This window comes from Serratia proteamaculans (assembly GCF_949794035.1).
GTDB classification, from domain to species: domain Bacteria; phylum Pseudomonadota; class Gammaproteobacteria; order Enterobacterales; family Enterobacteriaceae; genus Serratia; species Serratia proteamaculans.
The window spans coordinates 1-3,223 of record NZ_OX461108.1; the positions used below are offsets into that span (position 1 = coordinate 1).

The window sequence follows — 3,223 nt, forward strand, 5'->3', positions numbered from 1 at the left end:
GGCATGCCGCAACCGCTCGAGTCCGGCATCGATGGCCATCAGCGCGGCGACAATCTGCACGCGGTCGTGTCCGCTTCCACCACCGGCGTTAACCTGGCGGGCAATCTGGTTAAGGTTGTTCCCCATGCCGGCAAGCTGACGAAGCAGCGCCGGCGAGATCGACGGAAGTTTGCCGGCGCGTGCGGGCTTCTCGTCCAGGCACGTCTGCCGCATCCAGGCCGCGAGTTGCTTACCCTCGCAGCGCTCCAGCAGACGCCGGTGCTCGTCCTCAGTCACCCACATGGTGAGCATTTTGCTGCGTTTGTCTGCCAATCCGGCCTCCTGATAACGCCGGGACGGACGGGAAATCTTTTCCCGGTCGGCACGGTGTTGGACAAGCCGCAGACGCGGCAGTGGTTTTAGCGGGTTTCGGGGCGCAGCCCTGAACCAGTCACGTAGCGCTAGCGGAGTGTATACTGGCTAAACATGTTATGACGGAGTGGTAATTTATGAAAGTGCTTCATGTGACAGGGGAAAAATGCGGCTGCCGGGCGTAAGTGCAAAATGCAGGTGGTGATGAAATGACGCCTCCTCGCTCACTCGGTCGCTACGCTCCTGCCGTGAGACTGCGGCGGGCGTTACCAGCTCACAGATTACGGGATAAGCAAATGCCGCTCGAAGCAGGAAAGGCCAAGAAAAGGATGCGGAGTTGCCGTTTTTCCATAGGCTCCGCCCCCCTGACGAGTATCACGAAAATGACGCTCAAATCAGCGGTGGCGAAACCCGATGCGGCTTAAAGATACCAGGCGTTTCCCCCTGGTGGCTCCCTCGTGCTCCCCCGCATTCCTGCCTTTCGGTTTACCGGTGTCATTCCGCTGTTATGGCCGCGGTTTCTCATTCCACGCCTGAAACTCGGTTCCGGGTAGGCAGTTCGCTCCAGGATGGACTGTATGCACGAACCCCCCGTTCAGTCCGACTACCACGCCCGTTCCGGTAACTATCAACTTGAGTCCAACCCGGAAAGACACGACAAATCGCCAGTGGCGGTAGCCATTGGTAACTGGGTTCACGGAGCAGAGATTGTAGAGAATGCCTACAGAGTTCTTGAAGTGAAAGCCTGAGTGCGGCTACACTGAAAGGACAGTTTAGGTATCTGCGCTCCGTGAAAGCCAGTTACCATCGGAACAAAGAGTTGGTAGCTCTGAATTCCGGCAAACGAACCACCGTTGGTAGCGGTGGTTTTTTTGTTTACAGGGAAAAAGATTACGCGCAGAAAGAAAGGATCTCAAGGAAATCCTTTTGCTTTGGCCAATATGCTTCGGTAAAAAGTTAATGCGCAGAAGATTTTGAAAAAATATTAATAACCAAAACTCCAACGCAAATAAGGAACATTCCTGCAATTGCGGGCCAATCAAGTTTTTGACCGCTAACCAACCAACCAGCTAGGCTTATTAGTACAATTCCCGCACCAGACCAAATTGCGTAAGCAATACCGGTAGGTATATTTTCCAATGTTTGGGAAAGCAGATAAAAGGCAGCGCAATAACTTATTGCAGTTCCTACAGACGGCCACAGGCGTGTAAATCCTTCTGAATATTTCATAAAGGTGGTGCCTATGACTTCAGCCACAATAGCCCCTCCCAGGAAAATATATGTATTCATAAAAATACCTCATGTTGAAAAATTTAAATATCTTTACATAACAACTAATTAATAGAACCCGGCTTATCATAGCGAAGGACCATGATGCTGCCACTGCGATCGTTCCAGCTCCAGCGCTTTCTGGTGCTGCACCGCCCGCTCCTGCTGCCGGTGAGTTTCTATCGCGTTCAGCCTTTCGACAACCGGCGCAGCTGCTCGCTCAAACTCTGCACCTGCCTGCTCAAGACCGTGACGCGCTCGTTCAGCGCCGCGTTCTCCCGTTGAATAAGACCAGACATCGTCCGCCATTCCGCGAAGGCGTTCTCCCACTCGTCCAGCCTTTTCGAGTAGTCCTGCTGTAGCTGCTCTAATGCGCTCAGCAACTGTTTTTCCAGCTCCGTCATGTGCTATTTCCCCGCCAGTATCATCCAGCTCGAGTCCTCTCCGAACTGTCCCGCTTCCGGGTTCACCCTCACGCAGCGGCGTCTCTGCTCGCCGCAGGTCGAGAGCTGTACGCCGCTGTTCCTCTCTGACAGCATGGCCTGCGTGCTCTTCTGCTCCCGGATGGTCGTATAGTTCTCGAGTATCTGCTGCCCCTGCCACCACAGAATGCCCGCGCTCGACGCTATCAGCAGCGCGGAGACCAGAACGATGGTCAGCCACGTCTGGCTGACCATGCGCAGCATCCCTTTCGTGCGCTGGCTCATGGCTGAGGACAGCTTCCGGTCGTGGTCGAGGATGGCGGCGCTGATTCTCTTCTCGCTTTCGCTCAGTTCCGCTCTGACAGACTTCTCGTGCTCGCTGAATGCGGCTTTCAGCATCTCGCCGGTAGTCTGCTGCTGCGCTTTCGATTTCTGCTCTAAGTCCTTCGCCAGCGTTAAAAGACTGTTCATAGATGGCTCCCTTCAGTCGGATGTTTCGCCCCCCGTCCGGGTCGGCAATGCTGATGCTGCTTTTTGTGGTGCGCACCACCTCAAAACCTGCGCTTTCCAGCGCCTCAGTGACGTCCTGACGCGTTTTCAGCTCCCCGGATGAGGCAAGGGCAAGCAGGCCGCTCGTAATCGCCTGGGCGGCTTCCTGCTTCGCTTCCGGCAGCGCGGAAGGCGAGACCAGCACCCGCCGGTTCTCCGGCGCGTTCGGGTCATGCAGCCCCAGCCTGCCGTTCACTATGGTCTGCCAGGCATCGATGCGCGGACGGTCGGCGCGGTCGTAATACGGCTGTAGCCGCTTGCCGGTCAGAAGCTCCGTGTTCGGGATCAGGAAGTTCAGCTCCAGCCGCCCCTTGTCCCGGTGCTCAACCCACAGCACGCTGTACTGGTCTTTATCGAGTCCGGGCATCAGAACCCGCTCGAAACTCGCCATCAGCTTTTCGCGCTGGCCGGGCGGTAAATCCTGTTCGGCAAAAGACAGAACGCCGGAAGTGTACTTTTTGGCGTAGGGCGAGGCGTCGATAAGCTCCCGGACTTCATCCGGCTTCCCCTGCAGAACGCTGGCGCCGTCGCGCTGGCGATCTTTACCCAGCAGATAATCGACCGGCCCGCCGCCGCCGCCGCGCCCCCGAGGATGAAACTTAACGATCATCATCAGCACCCTTTTCCAGTAC

Annotated in this window: 4 protein-coding genes; 1 reads left to right on the forward strand and 3 read right to left on the reverse strand. The window is 56.3% G+C overall.

The annotated features are described in order from the left end of the window. Positions 1 to 291: MobC family plasmid mobilization relaxosome protein (locus tag QOT07_RS25815; protein ID WP_248966857.1), on the reverse strand; the 291-nt coding region annotated here is incomplete at its 3' end. A 638-nt stretch (positions 292 to 929) separates the two neighbouring features. On the opposite strand from QOT07_RS25815, the gene QOT07_RS25820 reads away from it, so the two are divergent. After that, positions 930 to 1,100 (forward strand): hypothetical protein, encoded by a 171-nt coding sequence (locus QOT07_RS25820; protein WP_004193911.1) that lies wholly within the window; start codon positions 930 to 932, stop codon positions 1,098 to 1,100. A 208-nt stretch (positions 1,101 to 1,308) separates the two neighbouring features. On the opposite strand, the gene QOT07_RS25825 is transcribed toward QOT07_RS25820, so the two are convergent. Then, positions 1,309 to 1,641 carry an EmrE family multidrug efflux SMR transporter gene (locus tag QOT07_RS25825; protein WP_001099531.1) on the reverse strand — a complete coding sequence of 111 codons (333 nt, stop codon included), beginning with the start codon at positions 1,639 to 1,641 and terminating at the stop codon, positions 1,309 to 1,311. 66 nt (positions 1,642 to 1,707) lie between these two features. Beyond that, positions 1,708 to 3,201, reverse strand: coding sequence for a plasmid mobilization relaxase MbeA (gene mbeA / locus QOT07_RS25930; RefSeq protein WP_045265544.1), 1,494 nt, complete (start codon positions 3,199 to 3,201; stop codon positions 1,708 to 1,710). Between the last annotated feature and the right edge of the window lie 22 nt (positions 3,202 to 3,223).

What these genes read in the sequence shown, in the direction of transcription:
- QOT07_RS25820 (WP_004193911.1), top strand. Translation starts at nt 930, where the DNA reads ATGCACGAACCCCCCGTTCAGTCCGACTACCACGCCCGTTCCGGTAAC.
- QOT07_RS25825 (WP_001099531.1), bottom strand. Translation starts at nt 1,641, where the DNA reads ATGAATACATATATTTTCCTGGGAGGGGCTATTGTGGCTGAAGTCATA.
- mbeA (WP_045265544.1), bottom strand. Translation starts at nt 3,201, where the DNA reads ATGATCGTTAAGTTTCATCCTCGGGGGCGCGGCGGCGGCGGCGGGCCG.